Annotated in this window: 13 protein-coding genes and 1 pseudogene; 3 read left to right on the top strand and 11 right to left on the bottom strand. The window is 54.3% G+C overall.

Translation table 11 applies throughout. The features are described 5' to 3' along the window. Nucleotides 1-17: 17 nt before the first annotated feature. Both QPL95_RS07770 and QPL95_RS07765 read right to left on the bottom strand, forming a co-directional pair. On the bottom strand, nt 18-917 hold the full coding sequence (locus QPL95_RS07770; protein ID WP_303290415.1) for a DMT family transporter: 900 nt from the start codon (nt 915-917) through the stop codon (nt 18-20). Between the two features lie 84 nt (nt 918-1,001). Then, on the bottom strand, nt 1,002-1,682 hold the full coding sequence (locus QPL95_RS07765; protein ID WP_303290414.1) for an AraC family transcriptional regulator: 681 nt from the start codon (nt 1,680-1,682) through the stop codon (nt 1,002-1,004). Between the two features lie 432 nt (nt 1,683-2,114). Between QPL95_RS07765 and QPL95_RS07760 the strand changes: the two genes are divergently transcribed. Together QPL95_RS07760 and QPL95_RS07755 are read left to right on the top strand one after the other, a co-directional pair. After that, the gene (locus QPL95_RS07760; RefSeq protein WP_248185651.1) at nt 2,115-2,174 is read left to right on the top strand and encodes a hypothetical protein; all 60 of its coding nucleotides are present in this window, start codon (nt 2,115-2,117) and stop codon (nt 2,172-2,174) included. 270 nt (nt 2,175-2,444) lie between these two features. After that, a complete protein-coding gene (locus QPL95_RS07755; protein ID WP_286895402.1) occupies nt 2,445-2,591 on the top strand; it encodes a hypothetical protein in 147 nt (48 codons plus the stop codon). A 558-nt stretch (nt 2,592-3,149) separates the two neighbouring features. Here QPL95_RS07755 and QPL95_RS07750 read toward each other — a convergent pair. Genes QPL95_RS07750 through QPL95_RS07740 form a run of 3 tightly spaced genes read right to left on the bottom strand, consistent with a single transcriptional unit; the run spans nt 3,150 to nt 8,850 of the window. Next, on the bottom strand, nt 3,150-6,275 hold the full coding sequence (locus QPL95_RS07750) for an efflux RND transporter permease subunit (RefSeq protein WP_303290413.1): 3,126 nt from the start codon (nt 6,273-6,275) through the stop codon (nt 3,150-3,152). Further along, complete coding sequence (locus QPL95_RS07745) at nt 6,272-7,618, bottom strand: efflux RND transporter periplasmic adaptor subunit (protein WP_303290412.1); 1,347 nt, start codon at nt 7,616-7,618, stop codon at nt 6,272-6,274. Before QPL95_RS07745 ends, QPL95_RS07750 begins: the two co-directional genes overlap by 4 nt. A gap of 5 nt (nt 7,619-7,623) precedes the next feature. Continuing rightward, entirely contained in the window at nt 7,624-8,850 is a 1,227-nt protein-coding gene (locus tag QPL95_RS07740; RefSeq protein WP_303290411.1) for a TolC family protein, read from the bottom strand. A gap of 574 nt (nt 8,851-9,424) precedes the next feature. On the opposite strand from QPL95_RS07740, the gene QPL95_RS07735 reads away from it, so the two are divergent. Next, a complete protein-coding gene (locus QPL95_RS07735) occupies nt 9,425-9,634 on the top strand; it encodes a hypothetical protein (protein ID WP_153741751.1) in 210 nt (69 codons plus the stop codon). Between the two features lie 266 nt (nt 9,635-9,900). On the opposite strand, the pseudogene QPL95_RS07730 reads toward QPL95_RS07735, so the two are convergent. From QPL95_RS07730 to QPL95_RS07705, 6 genes and pseudogenes are all read right to left on the bottom strand, one after another. Next, a pseudogene (locus QPL95_RS07730) lies at nt 9,901-10,845 on the bottom strand (IS5 family transposase). 105 nt (nt 10,846-10,950) lie between these two features. Continuing rightward, nucleotides 10,951-12,306: a hypothetical protein gene (locus QPL95_RS07725; RefSeq protein ID WP_199458127.1), complete on the bottom strand. Its 1,356-nt coding sequence runs from the start codon at nt 12,304-12,306 to the stop codon at nt 10,951-10,953. An 80-nt stretch (nt 12,307-12,386) separates the two neighbouring features. Next, entirely contained in the window at nt 12,387-13,805 is a 1,419-nt protein-coding gene (locus QPL95_RS07720; RefSeq protein WP_303290410.1) for a hypothetical protein, read from the bottom strand. Nucleotides 13,806-14,065: 260 nt separating this feature from the next. Continuing rightward, nucleotides 14,066-15,199 (bottom strand): hypothetical protein, encoded by a 1,134-nt coding sequence (locus QPL95_RS07715; protein WP_303290409.1) that lies wholly within the window; start codon nt 15,197-15,199, stop codon nt 14,066-14,068. Beyond that, complete coding sequence (locus QPL95_RS07710) at nt 15,192-17,702, bottom strand: FtsX-like permease family protein (protein ID WP_303290408.1); 2,511 nt, start codon at nt 17,700-17,702, stop codon at nt 15,192-15,194. Before QPL95_RS07710 ends, QPL95_RS07715 begins: the two co-directional genes overlap by 8 nt. After that, complete coding sequence (locus QPL95_RS07705) at nt 17,702-18,388, bottom strand: ABC transporter ATP-binding protein (protein WP_092033491.1); 687 nt, start codon at nt 18,386-18,388, stop codon at nt 17,702-17,704. The genes QPL95_RS07710 and QPL95_RS07705 overlap by 1 nt, the downstream gene beginning before the upstream one ends. Nucleotides 18,389-18,396: the final 8 nt, after the last annotated feature.

The following is an 18,396-nucleotide window of genomic DNA, read 5'->3' as shown; positions in this document are numbered from 1 at the left end:
CTGCTCCTTCGACGTAGTTAGTCTGTTAACAATTCTGGCTCGGCGACCGTCAAGCTTTTCGCACGACCCGCGATCAAAGAACCAATGACGATCAGAATGCTGGCACTCAACACCGCAACCGTAGCCTCGCCGAATCCGGCAAGGATCAAAAGGATCACTGAAATGAGTGGCGCACTGTATGCCAGGGTTCCCAGTAACTGGATGTTTCCGTGTTTTACACCATGGTCCCAGGTGAAGAATGCTACGCCCACCGGTCCGAGGCCCAGTCCGACCACGCCAATCCATTGAAGTACGCCTTCTGGCCATACCGTTTCCTCCCACAAAAGGTGGCAAATCAACGCCAGAATGGCCGTAACACCGCAGAACCAGCCCACTGCATCGGTCGGTACCGAGCGAACCAGTCTGCTAAGAACGGAATAAGATGACCAGATCAGAGTACAGGATAGAGCCACCAGGTAACCCGGCAGGTTTTCCCAGGCAAATCCGTCGGCATTACGGCTGATCAACAACCAACAACCTGCCAGGGCAACCAGGGCCCCAACGATGTACTGAGCTCGTAGTTTCTCGCCCGGCAGGAAGGCCGACAGCAGGACGATCAGCAGCGGCCAGAGGTAAGCCAGCAGGCTGACTTCAACGGCCGGGGCCAGTGTCATGGCCTTGAAGTAGGCAAAGTGATAACCGAACAAACCAACGATGCCGATGCACCATGCAAGCGGCGATTGCCGTAAATAATGCGCACCGGAATGTCCCGAGAAGACCCAACGGCCGCACATCAACAGGAAAGCGATGCCGAAGGTCATGGCCATGAGCTGGAACTCTGGAATCTCGCCACCGGAAAGCTTGGTCAGCAATGCCAAAGTGCCCCATAACAGAACGGAAATCGACCCGATCCAGGTTGCCGCGTTAACGGATGCCATGAAACCCTCCCAAAATTCTCACGGGTGAATGATTTCAGAAGGGTATCCAGTGCGAAGGAGAGGAACTTTCAAATCCTGGCGGAACTATTTCGAAATACGGCGGAAGTGGCTGGGCGCTTTGCCGAAGTGGGCTCTGAACCGGTCGCTAAAGGCCGATAACGATGAATAGCCGACAGCGTCGGCAACTCGCTGGACGCTGAGCCCCGACTGCTCCAAAAGCCGCCAAGCTTCTTTCATTCGTATCTCTGTGAGGTATTGATGCGGCGTCATGCCGACCTGGCGCCGAAACAGATCGTTCAACTGCCGAATGCTCAGATGTGCCACGGCAGCCGCCTCGGCCAAGGACAGCGGTCGGTTGAAGTGTTCGTCCAGAAATTGTTTCGCGGCGTGGACTCTGCGGTCCAGCTTCAGCTGACTTCCATGGCGCTCCTGAAGCAACTGAATCAGCAGGAGTAGCATTTGATGTTGGGTAAAATCCGACTCTGTCCCATTATGGAGCTGTGCGTGAAGGAACTGGATGTAGTGGAGCAATGCTGGATCCAAGTCTACGAAACAAGGTAGCTTGTCCAGCGCCGCGGCATACCCATGGCCAATTCCCGCGGGAATAATTGCCGCTCGATGCTGAGCCACTTCCCCTTCGATGGCATCTACCGACAGAGATAACGTTCCCACCAACGGCAATACCAGTTGATGATGGTCGTGGGAGTGGCTTTTTCCCTCATCCTCGTAGGTTCGTATATGCAAGCCGATCTCAGAATGCTTCATGCGACCAGTATAATCAGGAACATTTGAAAATCCTCACAGAACGACCCTTTCATTCATCTCTCATCCGGGATCGGACCGGTTCATAGTGAAAACGCGGGAAACTGGCAGTGACGAAGTATCTTGTGAACCACGCCTAAACGGTTTATGGCTAGAATTTCCGCTTTTTTTAGGAATTGCCTGAGATGCGGGACGGTCGCAATGCGAACATTGGAAGCAACCAATTAACGCTTCTTCCCGCATTACTTCGAAACCTATATGAGGGAAAGCACACTTTTTCAGTATACAGCTATTTCACATTCCCCCTGAAACCAAGCATAAACGGGTTGCAGTAGCCATCTGGGCAAACGGCATCCTGACTCTCGTCCAGATCGCGGAAAGGACTTTGCCGGCAGCTTGGCGCTGATTGCCGATGCTATACATAACTTCTGGGACATGGCATCGCTGATTATCGCGTTCGCGGCCCGTAAGATTGCGCGTCGCCCGGCTGAATAAAAGCTGACCTTCGGCTACGGGCGAATAAAGGTAGGTGTTGCGCTGTTAAATACACCACCTTGATCATGATAGGGCCCTACCTGATATACGAGGGTGTCATGCGGTTCCCAGATCCGCTGGAACTCAAGGGGTGTTGGGTAGTCTGACTTACATTGTTGCACTGATAATGGACGCGTTGAGCGCGCTGCTGACCTACTCAATGCAGAAGGGCAGCGTTAATATTCATGCGTTGTTTTACACAACTTGTCTGATGCGTTTGCGTCAATAGCAGTGTTTATAGGCGGAGCTCTTATCTTGCTCTACGACATGCGCTGGGTTGATTCCGCAATCACCATTGGCATGGCCAGCTATATTCTCTACCTGGACCTGACAGAAATTGGCGGGACCATCAGAACACTCATGCTGGGGAGTCCCTAGGATATCGGCACAGATTCCGTCATTGGGGCAGTATCAGACTTAGAAGGAGTTATCGACTTCACCCCGTACATTTTTGGCAGGTGGGTGAGCATGATGCCTCGCTCGACGCCCGTGTGGTTGTCGAGATGAGTGCGTGGAATGAACTTGAGAAACTCAAGGACAGGATAAAACAGGCTCTGGTGAAAGAATTCAACATAACTCATTCAACACTGGAATTTGAACACCCTGACTACAAGCACGAGGGAGCTCATACCTATGGGCATGGTTAACAGACGCGCTACGTAACATACCTTATCATGCAGAATCCAAACGAATGGCGAATCACAAAGGCACGAGGACTTCATGCAAGACATGATTGAGCGCCATCAAGTTTGCCTACCTCATCGCTGTTGTTCTCGGCCTTTTAGAGGGCCGGAAACCTCCCCAAGCAATATGATGCCAGAATATCTGCCTGGGACAATACCCAGGCTCTTGCTTTATAACAACATTACCCAGACACCAATGCATCATCAGACCTCGCCAGAATCTCGAAAGCAATATGGCGAGGTCTAGTTTTCTTTACCCTTCGGAAATACTCCTGCATTTCCAGAGATAGTAACCTACCGGTATCACCAACAGCGCCAAAATCACAGCAGATATCATCCCACCGACCATTGGTGCAGCTATGCGCCCCATGACTTCGGAGCCGGTACCAGTGCTAACCATGATAGGCACCAAACCTCCGATAATAGCAGCAGCAGTCATCATTATAGGCCGCACGCGCAATCCGGCACCATGAAGCACGGCAAGGCGCAACGTCTCGCGTCTTGGAGTCGCCCCCTTCTCCTTACAGGTTTGCAACATTTCCTCGTAAGACTGGTTCAGATACACCAGCATGATCACACCAATCTCCACGGCAACGCCGGCCAGCGCAATGAAGCCTACACCGACCGCAACCGAAAAGTTATAGCCCAGCAGATACATCAGCCAGATTGCGCCAATCATGGCAAACGGCAGCGTACCCATGATGATGCCCACTTCCGCAAAACGGCGGAAGTTCAGGAACAGCAGAATGACGATAATCGCCAGCGTCAGCGGCACCACGTAGGTGAGCTTTTCCTTGGCACGCAGCATGTACTCATACTGGCCAGACCAGGTAACCGAATAGCCCGCAGGCAGATCGAGCTCCTCGTTAACGGTGGCCATGGCCTGCTCCACATAAGTGCCGACATCGACCCCTTCAATATCCACGAAGGTCCAGCCATTGAGGCGGGCGTTTTCACTTTTGATGGCGGGAGGACCGTCTTCAACCCGAATATCGGCGACGTCGGCCAGCGCAATCCGTTGCCCCGTTGACGTAACGATTGGCAACTGCTCGAGCTTCTCTGGGGAATCCCGGTAGTCCTGGGGATAGCGCAGATTGACCGGGTAGCGCTCAAGCCCTTCGATCGTCCGTGATACATTAATACCGCCGATCGCCGAAGCAACAATCTGCTGAACATCCGCTATGTTCAGTCCGTAGCGGGCTGCTCGCTCGCGATCGATATCCGCCTTGATGTATCGACCACCGGCAACCCGCTCTGAATAAACAGAGGCGGTGCCGGGAATATCAACGATGATTTCCTCAAGCCGTTTGCCAATGTCCTGGATAATGGCAAGATCCGGACCTGCCACTTTGATACCGACTGGCGTTTTAATACCCGTCGCCAGCATATCGATGCGGGTTATGATGGGCATGACCCAGGCATTAGTTACCCCCGGGAAACGGATCAGGGTATTGAGCTCCTGCTTGAGCTTTTCCGTCGTCATCCCTTCCCGCCATTCATCCCTGGGCTTTAACTGGATAAATGTCTCGATCATCGTCAACGGTGCTGGATCGGTCGCGGTATCCGCCCGCCCGACTTTGCCGAATACCGTTTTTACTTCCGGTACCGTGGCAATCAGTTTGTCGGTTTGCTGCAGCAGCTGCCGGGCCTTGCCAATTGAAATACCCGGGTAGGTGGTTGGCATGTACATCAGGTCGCCCTCATCCAGCGGAGGAATGAATTCACTCCCGATTTTGGTGGCCGGCCACAGGCCCACAACCAGTGCAAGCAGTGCGGCCATAACCGTACTTTTCGGGAATCGAAGGACGAGCTTCAGCGCCGGCATATAGGCACCGACCAGCAGACGATTCACGGGATTCTTGTGTTCCGGCAGCACCTTGCCGCGAATGAAATAGCCCATGAGCACGGGAACCAGCGTCACCGCCAGGGCCGCACTGGCTGCCATGGCGTAGGTCTTCGTGAAAGCCAGCGGTGCAAACATCCGGCCTTCCTGCGCTTCCAGCGCAAATACCGGCACAAAACTGACGGTGATGATCAGGAGCGAAAAAAACAGGGCTGGCCCGACCTCGGAGGCCGATCTGGCCACGACCTCCCATCGGTTCTCAGGGGTTAACGGGGTCCGCTCCATATGTTTGTGCATGTTCTCGATCATGACGATGGCGCCATCGATCATCGCCCCGATCGCAATCGCAATCCCCCCGAGGGACATAATATTGGCGTTGATTCCCTGCCAGTACATGACAATAAAGGCCGCCAGAATGCCAACCGGCAGGCTGAGAATCGCCACCAACGACGAGCGAACGTGGAACAAAAAGATGATGCACACCAGGCCCACCACCAGAAACTCTTCAAGCAGCTTGAACCCGAGATTATTCACCGCCCGCTCAATCAGACCGGAGCGATCATAAACCGTTACCACCTCGACACCTTCCGGCAAACTGGATTTCAGTTCCTCCAGTTTCGCCTTCACGCCATTGATGGTTGCCTGGGCGTTTTCACCGAAGCGCATCACTACTATGCCACCGACGGTCTCGCCTTCGCCATTCAGCTCAGCCACCCCGCGCCGCATCTGCGGCCCAATCTCAACAGTGGCCACGTCTTTCAGGAGCACGGGGGTGCCGTTGTCATCAAGCCCCAACGGAATCGACAGCAGGTCCTCACGGGACTGGATGTAGCCGGACGTGCGCACCATGTATTCCGCCTCCGCCATCTCGATGACGGAGGCGCCCACTTCCTGGTTTCCTCTCTTGATGGCGTTCTGGATGTGAGCCAGAGGAATACCCAACGCCCTGAGTTTTTCCGGGCTGACCTTGACCTGATACTGCTTCACCATGCCACCAAGCGCGGCCACTTCGGACACGCCTGGCACTGTTTGGAGTTCGTATTTCAGAAACCAGTCCTGCAGGCTGCGCAGCTGGCTCAGATCGTTGTTCCCGGTGCGATCCACCAGAGCGTAGAGGTAAACCCAGCCAACCCCGGTTGCGTCCGGCCCCAGTTGCGGGCGGGCCGAGTCTGGAAGGCTCGGGGCCACCTGGGACAGGTACTCCAGCACCCGGGAGCGAGCCCAGTACATGTCGGTGTCTTCATCGAAGATCACATAGACGTAGGAGTCCCCAAAGAAGGAGTAACCCCGGACCGTCTTGGCACCCGGCACCGACAGCATGGCGGTGGTCAGTGGATAGGTCACCTGGTCTTCCACCACTTGTGGTGCCTGGCCCGGAAAGCTGGTTTTGATAATGACCTGCACATCCGAAAGATCCGGCAGCGCATCTACCGGCGTCTTGCTCAGCGAGTAGAGGCCAAGCCCTGTAATAAGCAAGGTGGCCAGCAATACCAGAAATCGATTACGAACAGACCAGTGAATGATGGCTGCGATCATGATTCGCCTCCGCCATGATTCATGGAACTATGGTCCATCGCCTCAGGTTCGCTTTTGGGCTCCGCTTTCTCCGGATCCATGACGTGCCCCGAATGATCCATCTGTGAATCCATGGCGTTGCTGCCTGATGCCGACATTCGCTGGAAATCCGAAGTCTTGCTGGACTCGGAGTCGATCAGGAACTGCGCAGAGGTCACCACGGTATCGCCAGGCTTAATGCCTTCCAGTATTTCTGCGTACTTGTCGCCAATCCGCCCTACCGTGACGTTGACGGACTTGAAGGCACCCTGTTCCAGCGCCACCACCAGACGGTCGCTTTGTCCAGTGCGGATGATCGATTCACGCGGCACCAACAGGCGTCTTTGCCCACGATCCCCCTGGACCTCCAGGCGAGCAAACATGCCGGGCAGCAAAGCTCCGTCGGAATTGTCAAACCGCATCCGGACCCGGGCCGTCCGGGTTTCCGGATTAACCTCGGGATACACATAGTCCACTTTTCCGCGCCACTGGCGCCCGGGCATGTAATCCAGGGTCATCATCACCCGGCTATCGCCCTCCACGGCCGAGAGCTGGCTTTCAAATACCTCGCCAATCACCCAGACTTCATCCAGTGCAGCAATCGACAAAACCCGGTCTCCGGGCTTTATGAACATGCCCTCGCGAACGTTCAGATTGTCGATAACGCCCGAGCTTGGGGCGTATACGGTCATCGTTCTCTGTATGTTTCTTGTCTGGCGCAGCTGCCGTATCAGGCTAGCCGGCACATTCAGAGCAGCCAACCGTTCCTCAGCGGCATTGATCAGTCGCTGATTCCCCCGGTTCAGTGCCAGGAGCAACTCCTCCTGAGCATTGACCAATGTGGGTGAATAGAGGGTATACAGAGGCTTGCCTTTTTCGACTGGTTCCCCCTCAGCTTTCACGTAGAGCGCTTCGATCCAGCCCTCTACTCTGGGATGCACGTGGGCCATCTCATCTTCGTTATATTGGACGTAGCCCACAGTAGTGATGGTGTTCGGCAAGCGTCCCTGGATGACGGGCTCGGTGCGAACTCCCAGGTTGTTGACCACGGCAGGCGAAATACGAACGGTACCGGCCGGGTCGTCAGCTGACCCGGCATCCTCAAACACTGGAATCAGGTCCATCCCCATAGGTGATTTCCCGGGTTTGTCGCTTTTAAAATTAGGGTCCATGGGCGCCACCCAGTAGAGCGGCTCCTTTTCCTCGTTACCGACCCCATCTACGGTTGGATCTGAAACCATTCCCGGTGCCAGCCAATAGGCGGCACCGACGCCAGCGATCCCGCCGAGCACTATAAAGCCCAATGGACGAATGAAATTAGCCATGATGATCAATCCTGCAAATCGGTCATTGAAAAGGAGGGAATGTTTGAGGCTTCCGTGGTCAAATAACGGAAACTTGCCAGAGTTTTGGCCCGCTCGGCCATCATCTGGATCAATTCGACCTCGGCATTGAGTTCGGAGATCCTTGCGCGTACCGCCTCAGCAAAATCACCGTCGTCATTGTTATAGGCGGTCAGCGAGGCATCGGCCTGCTCTTCCATCTGCGGAAGAAGAGTTTGCTGATACAAGTCAATCCGATCATCCAATCGCTCAATGCGGGCCAACGCCGAGCGCGCCTTCGCCTGGAGCGATCGGATTCTCAGAACCCGATCCGTTTTTTCGGCTTCCAGTCTGGCTGCAGACGCGTTGAGCCGTCGGTCTTGCCGGTTTCCTGTGAATATGGGCAGGTCAAAACCGATACCAATAGAAAACAGGTCTGCCCTGTCCTGGCCGTTCGGAGCTCGGTCACGGTAACCATATTGTGCGAAGACCGACCACTCTGGTTTGTAGGCTTCCCTGGCAAGGTCTACGTCAATGTCCTGTACATCAATCAGTTGATCTGTGGCGCGAACCGACGGGTGACGGATGACAGACTCCACACTGGTCTCCGGCCAGCTGCTGGAAACATCTGCCAATAACAGAGGAGGAATGTTTTCGGCGACCGAGAGCTGGGCCCGCCTGGAACCGATCCATTCCCCTAGAGCTTCTCTGCTGGAAGCCAACTGAGTATGCAAAGCGGTCAGCCGATCTTCAAGCCGAGTCAATTCCAGCGAAGCACGAATAACATCTTGTTGTCTGGAGCCCATTGTCGCGGAGGTATATCCAGCTTCCGCAACATCCGCCAATTGCTCGAACAGCCCCCGGTTCTGTTCAATGAGGCGGATGCTTTCCTGGGCTTTCCAAAGATCGAGCCATAGGTGGGTCGCCGTTTCGGTGACCTGCGCACGACGATTCTGTCGGAGGTAAGGCTGTACACCGGCCAGTTCTTCTTTCTTTGCGCTAGCCAAGCGGCGGCTGTCTCCACGAGGAATTCGCTGTGTAATGCCAATCATGCCCTGGGTCATGGGCTCTTGCCCGGTATCAAAAGTATCCAGAGGCAGATTTGCCGCGCCGATCGTTACCCGGGGATCGGGAAGCGCGCCCTCAGCAACAGACTCCTCCATCAACGCATTTTGTTTATAAGAGCTTTGGCCAAGCCAGGGATCGTTTTCAGTTGCTGCTTCGATGACACTCATGAGCTCCAGTCTGGGCTGGGCCCACGCAGAAATGCTGCTAAACAGCAACACACCCAAAATAGTCTGCTTAGTAAAAAAGGTGCGGATGGACAACTTGAGATCTCCGTGGAAAGCATATAAGAGCGCTTATATTAGATCTCAAAGCTGAAACGAAGCTGAAATTAAGTGCGCACAAATTTTATATTGATCTGGCTCAACTATTTTTATCACTAACAAAAGTTATCAAATCGTTAATAAACTTTTTTTGTTTTTTCAGTCAGGTTTCAGGAACTAATGATCTAATGAAACCATCAACCAAACAGGAGGTGAAACTATGAAATCATTAATAGTATTCGCCGCAGCAGCGACTCCACAAAGAAATGACACGCTATGGATTGTCAGAAGTTGGAATGGAGGCGCGAAGACAGATGATAAGTGAAGAAGGACGAGCCTACCATCGTGCTTTAGAGAAGAAACAAATGGAGCAGAAGGTAACGTACAGCAAATGATAACAGAAATACCGCTGGTGGGCATCAGCGGTATCTACTAGAGGCCCAGTTGCATGGGCCTGGAGCAACAAATCAAGGAGTTCGTCATGAAGAGCATCATTACAGCCATAGCAATGACAGCACTGTTTAGTTCCTTTGCCTACGCCGATTCTGGCTTAGCCGACAGGATTAACGAGGCAAGGAGCTATCCGAACAAGACCGTGGAAACCGTTGACAGGCAAGAACTCTGCCTGAAACATCAAAAATTACACAAGCAGATGAAGGAGGCGGGAATAGCAGATTCAAGTGACGACTAGTACGTTCCGCTTAGGCAGAGCTAACAAGCGAAGCTTGCTTCTCATACAAAGAACGTTGCCAGTCATGAAAATAGCATGACTGGCTATAGTATTGATTTACTGGAATCTCGGCGTAAGGAGGGTCTGATTAATGCCTGATTTCTTGCCGAATAACTTTATTAGCTCAAAAAAAGCTATTCAAAGGCAATTTAGGCACGATCAGCCCCTCTATTTGTTCATTTTTTGCCCGTTTCCCGCCATTCCGGCGGAAAACAGGCGCACTGGCACTACGCCAGCAGGTATTTTTCACCCATCAGCAGGTTGCTGAACGCGGCCAGCAAGTGTAATCGGTTACTGTTTTTAGCCAGGCCGCGATAGCGAACCTTGCTGTAGCCAAAGACCTGTTTGATGTACCGGAACGGATGTTCCACTTTGGCACGGGCGCTGGCTTTGAGCTTTTCAGCCTTCAACTTTCGGTCGTCCAGTTTTTTACGAGAACCGGGGCGTTTGGCAATGAACCAAGAGACGTTTTTGCGATCCTTATGCTCATCCCGCTTTTGAATGCCAAGATAACCGGCATCACCGAACACGCGCTGCTCGTCACCGTGAAGAAGGTTGCCGGCCGGCACAATGTCGTGGACGTTGGCGGCCGTCGTGTCGATGCTGTGGATCAGTCCGAGCGTGTCATCAACGCCGATGTGCATCTTCATGCCGAAATACCATTGATTGCCCTTCCTGGTTTGGTGCATCTCTGGATCCCGCTGACCACTTTTGTTCTTGGTGGAACTCGGTGCCGAAATAATGCTGGCATCCACAATGCTGCCTTCGCGCAGCATCAGGCCGTTCTTTTCCAAGTGCTTGTTAACTTCTTTGAACAGCACCTTGCCGAGTCCGTGGCGTTCAAGGAAATGGCGGAACTTGAGAATGGTGGTTTCGTCCGGCAGGCGGTCCAGCTTCAGACCAGCGAAGTGCCGCATGGATTCGATCTCGTAAAGAGCGTCTTCCATGGCTGGGTCGCTGAGGTTTTAGAACAACTGCATGCAGTGGACTCGCAGCATGGTCGGCAGCGGATACGGTGGTCGGCCGGTCTGGCCCTTGGGATAATATCGGGCTACCTTCTTCTCCAACTGCTTCCACGGAATCAGCTTGTCCATCCGCTCCAAAAAGATCTCGCGGCGGGTCTTGCGCTTCTTGGTCTGGTACTCAGCTTCGGAGAAGGTAATCTGATCCATGGTGGCAACGAATCCTGTGCGGTTGACGGTGACCGTATTATCGCTGATTTTGAGACTTATTCAGAGCCTCCCTAAATTTATTACCGTACCGCAAACCTTAAAATGTCAATAGATGTATATTTGACTTGCGCCTTGACTATCATCTTCTTCATTAGTCAATATTAATAATCGAGATTCTCCTTTAGATTTAACATACGAAAAATCAATAATAAAGGAACTTAACTCATACATGGGGAAAACTGTAAACCCCGATTCGAGCTCACTATTATCCCAGCGGGCTCTGATTAACATATCTGACCCTGAAGCGGGAGCTAACCCAGAAAAACCCGACCTTCTCTTTCTGAGATAGGTCAAAACAGATCCATTATTAACGACCACCTTCCTGGGAATAGACAGATGCTCCTCGTTAACGGAAAAGGCGTAATCAGGTGATGTAGTGATTTCCCTATCCTCCAAGCGTTTAGTTAGCCTTGGCGACGAAACCTTGCCCAAGTCTAGCCGTGGCCAGGACTCCCAGCCACGGTCCCGCAATTCAAGACTGTCTTCATTCACCACAATAGAGACTGTGCTATCAATAGGGAAAATGGAGAAAATCATATTCTCAGCATTAGACAAAAACATTGAATCATCCAGAACATCCTTTCCCTCCTCAGAAGCTGATGTTAGTTTTCCAATGTCACCATGCAAAAAGTCGTATCGCTGGGAGTACAGTCGATTGTTGATAAACCGTAAAGCAGTGTTCTCCGATTTTTTGGTTTCTTCCTGCAACTTTTCCCCAGATATTTCAAAGAGTTGAGAGAAGACCTTCGTATATTGCCCCTTGCCTGCAATATCTCGGTCCTGACCCCATACTACAGCGACCTCCGGATTCGGATCTGAGTCTGACTGACCAACCGACAAGAAAATCGCTTTCGAATTTTTGATGTTAGATGTTAGCGCATCAACTCTTTTTATCCTGTTTTCATCGAAGACGCCGAGCACCAATGTGGAATCTGACAGAAAAACCAGTTCACCGCCTTCGCGGTTCGACGTGGGGAGCGCCTCAACCATTTTCGGATTGAAATCTGCTGGCAAAGGAAGGACGCCGCGAAAATCACCCCCCTCTCGCACTTCACCTCCACTTTGATCGCCCTCGTCAATCAAGACGGAAAGTAAATATCTTTGAGCATCGGTGGACTTAATTGACACTGCAATCTTATCGCTGACCTGAAGAACCTCCAGAATCAGCCCTTCATCGGTGGATCCGGAATCGCCAAACTTAACATCGAATCCCTCAACATTGAGCCGACCCAATAGTGCAAGAAACTCTTTGTCGGTATTCAGGCCATCAATATTCGATACGACCCTGATACTCCTCTCTCCCGCCCATTCCGACAGCGAGTCCAAGGGTAAGTCGTAGCCTTGAGCCTGAGCACCTGACACTGCAAAAAAAACAAGAAAGATCACGGAAATTGGCTTCATAATATGCCCCTCAAAAAAATTGAGGCCCCGTCTCCGGCGCCTCAATCACATTACCTCCAGTCGCAATTAGTTCCCTGGGATCAGTAATTCCAGTTCAGTTCGAGCATTGCAACATAAGCTGCATCGTCTGCACCAGTTGCGTCCTCAACGCCTTTGCCTGGCAGGAAACTGGAGAGCACCAGTCTTGGAGCAAAATACTGGTTGGCCTGGTATTTTACAGCCACATCCAGTTCGGTACCGGCATAACTATCCACAGACCCACTGGCAGTGCTGAGCGTCTCAAGCCCCCCCGTTTGCTGGAACCACATCGGGAAAATCTGCGCCTGATAAGACAGCTTTGGCGAGATCGACGCCAAATTTCCCGAACTGCCAACTGAGAGCATGATCTGGCCCGGGTTGTTACCAGTACCGGCATTGGAGATACCACCGTACCCTGCGCCACCAGGACCAGCTTGATCAAGAGCGAGACCGAAAAGGCCTGATGCTATCGCTTGGTTTGAGTTGGGCTGCCACCCCAAGAACTGGCCATCAATACCAATCAGGGGCGAGTATCTACCGATGTCTGTAATACCCAGCCAGCCCTCTACATCATTATCGGCAGGGTCGTCATCCCCACTGGCAACTCGTAGTGCAATAAAGGGATTAAAGGATTCACTAAGCGGGTACTCAAGCCCGGCGTAGCCAGCAAAGGCGCTTATGTCATCACCGTTGTCGAAACTCCCGGTCACACCTAGTGCCTCGGCCCGAATCTTCATGGCGCCAATATTCCCGATGTATTCGACACCATAATAGGTTGCTTTCGCACCTTGCTGCTGGTTGTCGCTATAAGTCAGGATCGGAGAAATACGACTACCTCTCCCCAGATCGATATCAAACTTTGAAGCAAACACATCCCAATCCAACTCTCCGTTGGCGGGGTTGGCCCCAGGGGCCTGGATGTCCGAAATCAATCCATCTGTAATTGGCATCCAGTAAACATCGTAACTGCCCCACGAGGTTTTTCCCGTGGCGCCGAACAGCGGATGGTCATCACCGTAAAGCAAACCGCCGGAGGCCATGTCCAGATTCTTGAAAGTCCAGCCACCCTGAAGTGTAAAGGCCGGATCGAAGGTGTAAGTGAAGAAGGCCTGCTCCAAGCCAAATCTCTCGCCTCGGTATGCGCGATCGACCGAATTGGCATCAAGGGCAAAGTCATTCTCGAGAAGCAGTTTACCCGTCCAGTTATCGCCAGTCGCCACTACACCAAGCCTGACCTCAGCCCTGACGTGCTCATCTCCAACCTGAACAGCACCCGCAGACGTTCCTGTGGCACCATCATCGACGCTGCTGTCCAAATCGAAATTAGAGAAATAGGTTGGTTGAAATTTGCCCTGGGTAAGAATATCTAGCTTGATTCCTGAGGCTGTGGGAACCTCCACCGCTAATGCTGCAGGCACTCCGTTTGCGGCTATCAGGACCCCCAGAACTCCCTGGCTGATTCGCTTTCGTATTATTGTCATTGATCCTCCAACGTCTCTGGTATGAGATCTTAGTTGTTGCAGCCCAATCGCTATAGACTTTTTAACGAATACCACAGAAGCCTGAAATGAACCTGAATTCCAAGCATTTCTTACACAATATAATTTAAATCTTTCAATTGCCTAGTCTAAAAGTGTTTACTTAATTGATCAAAGCCCGTCCGTTGAAAGTGCTTCTCCCTACAGACTAAATAGATGCCAACGCGGTCATCTTCACGTTCATGGCACACTCGATAAATATCTTAGAAAAACCACTGCAGCTCCATCAGCCCTAATGGCTCCAACGCCCCATACTCGCTGTCGTCGCCACCCCCAAACCATTGGGCCCCGACAGTGACATAGATCTCCCGATCAAGTGGCAGTATCCATGTGGATCTCGGATAAAGTACCCAGCTGGCATCATCGGCATTCAGGATGGTCACCACCCGGTACTGCCAGAACGGGTTGATATCCTGCCATACCAGTAGTCCGGCATAATGACGACCGGCATACAGGGGCCGTGCGGACACAAGATTGGCCAGGCCTGTCGTTCCCGGCGGTACCGGCTGACCGTTATAGAAATATTCAACGGCCAGATTGAGCCCGTTGCGAAACGCCCAGTTCAGATCCGCGACTCCCTGCCAGTAACTGTCTCCCGCGCCTGGCTTGCTCCAGACGAGTTCTGTGCGCCAACCGGTGCCAGCCACGGAGCCACTGCCGCTGACACCCGCTTTGGTGACGTCGGCGAACTCGCCCATCATCACGCCGGCATCGACCCCGGCAACGAAGCGCTTGGCCCGTGCCGCCGTGCTGGCATTCTGGCCCCCGTGTTGCGGCGCATGCACGGCGCTTACCCGGCCCGTTGCACCCCAGGATCTGTCCCATAACAGCGCGTCCACGCCAATGCGCTCGTCCGGCTCCAGTTGGAGTGGGCTGACAGGATTGAGAATGTCCATGGGGTTCCAGATCAGGGCGGTTGACCAATTCACCTGCTGGCGACCAAATCGGAAATCACCGACCGGTGAGCGCCACTGTATCGTGCCACGATAGAGCTGATGGCGCGCCAACATATCTCCCGATTCATGGACGTCCCCCTGAAGATCCCAGTAGCGCGGATCAGGAGCATCCCTGAGCAGGGCAAACTCCGGGCTGTCCAGGAAACTGCCAGCCACCAGTTCCAGATCGTAGGCCGCATCCACAACCCAGTCCTCATATCGGTAACGGGGCTCAATACGCAGGCGGGTCAGGTTCGAGAAGTAGGGATTGTCGTCAATCAACGAGCGCGAGCCAACGCTCAGGTTCTTGAGCGATCCCGAATAGCTGTACTCCGCCTCAGCGCCTGAAGCCAGCACCAGCCAGGCCATCGCGACCAGCATCAATGGAGATCGCCTAACCATGGCGGATGGCCTCCACCGGATCCAGTCGCGAGGCCCGCCAGGCCGGATACAGAGCCACCAGCACCGAACACAGGAACAACAGCAGGCTGGGAAGCCAGACATGATCGAAAATCAGCACCGGATAGATACGGTCAGTGATACCGGGGATGGCTTCCAGAGCGCCGCTGATCGAGGACAGATCAATGCCGGTAGTGCCAAGCCAGACAACAAGCAGTCCGCCAACCACCGTTCCTACCAGCATTCCCAGTATTGCCAGGAAAAACGCCTCAAACAGAATAGTCAGTTGCAGCTGCGACCCTCTGGTGCCCAGTGCCAGCATTACGCCCAGTTCCGGGGTACGCTCCATCACTGACATCACCATGGTGTTCATGACACCTATGGCGACCACAACAAAAACCACCGACAAGATGAGATAGAAATCCACCTGACTCATTTCCACCATCTGCACCACCACCGGAAGCAGGCTTTCCCAGCCCTGGGCCACCAGTCCGTCGTTGGTCAGAAGCGGCGACTGATTCAGGATTCGCGCCAGGCCGGCACTCTTCGCCCGATCTGAAAGCCTCAATACGATCCGTGAAACTTCACCTTTCAGCAGGCCACCCAGGCGGCGCGCGGCGTTGATATCGGTGAAGACATACTCGGTGTCGAACAGGTCACTGCCAGTGCGATAGATACCGCGGATGGCCTGGGCACTGGAGGCAAGATCTCCGCCAGCCTGCTGGACCGTAATGACCAGCTTGTCCCCCAGCCGGGCGCCCAGCTCCTCAGCCAGCTTCTGGCCAATGACAATGCCCGTCTCCCCGGATTGAACGTAAGTGCCCTGCTCCATGTACCCGGAAAGCTCGGTAACCGCCCTTTCCTGCTCCGGTGCAATACCCACCAGCTCCACCGGCAGGCTCTTCCCGGGGTTGGCCACCATGGCACGCAGCAATACCCTGGGCGCGGCCGCCTCAACCTCAGGATGCTCCTGCAATCGCTGTTGCAAGGTTCGATTGTCGGCAATACGTAAATCTGGCGACAGATCCACGTCGTGACCCTTTGCCATCACCTGCACATGCCCGCTGAGCTGCTGGGTCGAGTTCTGGATCATCTGCTCGAAGAAACCATCGGCGAAGGCGTACAGGAATAGATAGGCCGCCAGCCCGAATGCAGTGGCCGAGGCGGTAATCATCGACCGTCGCGGGTTTCGGAATACCGAACGGAGTGCCATTTGTGCAAAAATCAGCAGCCGATGATCAGACGTCACCTGCCAGTGGATCCGGCGGATACGGTTGATCATAGTTCGCCGTGCGCCCATCGCCTCCAGCGGGCTGTTGCGACCCGCGTTCCAGGCCGGGAGGGCGGCCGCCAGCAGGGCTACCGACACCACCACAATGCCAATCACAACCAGGCGCTGAGCTTCGATGGTGGGATAAACGATGCCACTGAGCCCCGGCATGGTATCCATGGCCTTGATGTAGGCGCTGAAATCCAGCCCATTGCTACTGAAATAGCCGGTCACCGACAACCCAAGTACCAACCCCAACAGGTAGCCGAGACCGGCCAGAACCGTTGTTTCGAGAAGCACCAGCCAGACGATGCGACTGCTGGGTGTGCCCAACGCCATCATTACACCGAATTCGCGGCCACGCTCCAGTACCGACATCAGAATGGTGTTAACGATACCGGCCGCCACCACCACAAACACCACGAAGATCACGATGTAGGCGACGGCGTCGTGAAAGGCAACCATCTGCACCAGCGATGGCATCAGCGCCGGCCAGCCCAGCACTTCCACGTTTCGATCGCGCAACTGATTCCCGACAGTACCGACCACCTCGTCGAGCCGGTCAGCATCCTGCACGCGGGCCGCGATCTCGGTAAACCGCCCCTGAAAGGCATACAGCGACTGAGCGGCCGCCAGGGGCATCTGGGCCACGAAGCCATCAATACGCTTGATACCGGTCTCGAATACGCCCACCACTTCGAACCGGTCGGCGCCAATAGAGCCGTCCGACGCCTGCACCACCAGTACCAGCTCGTCGCCCGGGGAGACATCCAGGGCACCGGCGGCATCGACGCCAACAAGAATTTCATTGCCGCGTTCCAGGTAGCGACCACGGACAATCGACCGGTCAAGCCGGGTGACCCGTGATTCCGTCGCGCTGTCGACGCCCATCACCTGTAATGCCCGTGACTGGTCTTCACGGCTGGCCAGGGCATGGCTCGTCACCCGGGGGGTGGTTGCCGCCACACCGGCTACGGCCGATACCTCCTCTGTGAGATTCCAGCGCTCGGCCAGGGCAATGTTCATCTCCCTGTCATCGTGAAAGCCCCGCTGATGTACCTTCAGGTCGCCGGTCACATAGCCCGTCATGTTGTTGATCATCTGGGCGTTGATGCCATCAATGAATGCCCAGAGAAACACTAGCCCACCGACACCGACGGCCACCGACAACAGTGTGATGGCCGTACGCCGACGATTGACCCGAAGGTTGCCAAAAGCCAGACGTAGCCACGCCATCACGACCGTATTTCCTCACGCTCGACGCGGCCATCGCGGAGATGGATTACCCGCCGCGCGCGTTCCATCACCATCGGGTCATGGGTGGAGAAGACAAAGGTAATGCCATGCTCGGCATTGAGCTTACGCATCAAGTCCAGTAGCGCCGCGCCGGTCGTGGAATCGAGATTGGCCGTGGGCTCGTCGGCCAGGACAATCGCGGGCTTGCTGACAATCGCCCGGGCCACCGCAACACGCTGTTGCTGGCCGCCAGACAGTTCATGGGGCAGGCGCCGCTCCAGCCCTTGCAGGCCGACCTCCACCAGAATACGCCGGGCCTCGGCACGGCGCTCCCGAAACGGCACTCCGCGCAGCATCAGCACATACTCGACGTTCTCCTGAGCCGACAGCACGCCAATCAGGTTGTATTCCTGAAATACAAAGCCAACCTTCCACAGCCGCAGAAGGGTCCGCTTCTTTCGGCTAAGCCCGGTGATTTCCTCACCCGCCACCTGAATGCGCCCGCTATCCGGCTCGTCCAGGGCTCCAATCTGATTCAATAGCGTGGTTTTACCCGATCCAGACGGGCCCACCAAGGTTGTGAACTCCCCGGCCTCGATCGCGACCGACACCTCATCCAGGGCCTTGACGGCGATGGAATCCTGACGGTAAATTCGCGAGACTTTCTCCACATTGACGATGCTCATGCCGGGCC

Source organism: Marinobacter sp. SS5-14b (assembly GCF_030541005.1).
Lineage (GTDB): Bacteria > Pseudomonadota > Gammaproteobacteria > Pseudomonadales > Oleiphilaceae > Marinobacter.
This window is presented reverse-complemented; position numbering and strand designations above follow the sequence as displayed.